Annotated in this window: 1 pseudogene; it reads right to left on the reverse strand. The window is 65.1% G+C overall.

Going from position 1 to position 1,206, the window contains the following annotated elements:
• A pseudogene (locus SI859A1_RS00180) lies at positions 1–705 on the reverse strand (pyruvate carboxylase); the annotation flags it as partial.
• Positions 706–1,206: the final 501 nt, after the last annotated feature.

Consider the following 1,206-nt stretch of genomic DNA (forward strand, 5'->3'; position numbering starts at 1 on the left):
CTTCAGCAGGCCCGCCATGTCCTTGACGCCGAGAATGTGGGCGCCGGCGGCCTCCATCTCCTTGGCGAGGGAGACGTAGTATTTCAGATCGTATTTGGCGCGGTCCGGGTCGAACAGGTCGCCCGTGTAGCAGTTCGCGCCCTCGCACAGCTTGTCGGCCTCGCATACCGCGTCCATGGAGACGCGCATGTTCTCGACCCAGTTCAGGCAGTCGAAGACGCGGAACAGGTCGACGCCGCCACGGGCCGCCTCGGCGACGAAGCGCTTGACGACATTGTCGGGATAATTGGTGTAGCCGACGCCGTTGGAGCCGCGCAGCAGCATCTGCAACAGGATGTTGGGCGCGCGCTCGCGGACCAGCGCCAGGCGCTCCCACGGATCTTCGGTCAGGAAACGCATGGCGACGTCGAAGGTCGCCCCGCCCCAGCATTCGAGGCTGAGGAGCTGCGGCAGGCCGCGGGCATAGGCGTCGGCCACCGCAGCGATGTCGTGGGTGCGCACGCGGGTCGCCAGCAGCGACTGGTGGCCGTCGCGCATGGTCGTGTCGGTGACCAGCACCTGCGGCTGGGCCAGCATCCAGTCGGCAAAGCCGCGGGGGCCGAGTTCGTCGAGCTTCTGGCGCGTGCCGTCGACGATCGGCGCCTTGAACAGCGGCGGGATCGGCAAAGCGTGCTCGGCCGAGGGGCGCGGGCGGTTCTTGGTCTCCAGCCAGACACCGCTGCCGCGCTCGAAGGCGAGCGGCGCGCGTGCGTAGGTCTCGAAGAGCGGCGAGGAATGGTCCGTCGTGTCAGCCATGGCCTTTGACTTTGCTGGATCGTAAGGGTCGGATCCGGTTGTTGTTGCGAGATCGGTTCGGCGCGCGAACCGCTGGGGCGGGATGCTTGAAACGCCAAAGCCTGCCGATGGGGCAGGCTTTCGAGCGTTTTCCGAGACTTCGGAGCTTTCGCTATACCATGGCGAGCCGACGCGGTGTCAATCGAACCGCATTTTCGCCCTGCTTGTCGGTCATAGGCTTGACGAACGTCACGGGCGGCAACAAAGGCTGGGGAAAAGCCCCAAACGATTCCCTAGCGTCCCCGACGAGCCTTGTCAGCGAGTCCGCGGCTGGGCTATCTTGCCGTCAAGATACTAGATTTCGTGCGGCGGACCTAGTTCCTCAATATATCTTGTGCGTTCTGGCGCGGTCAGCCGTCGCGCTTGTGGAGG

The organism is Aurantimonas manganoxydans SI85-9A1, assembly GCF_000153465.1.
Taxonomy (GTDB): domain Bacteria; phylum Pseudomonadota; class Alphaproteobacteria; order Rhizobiales; family Rhizobiaceae; genus Aurantimonas; species Aurantimonas manganoxydans.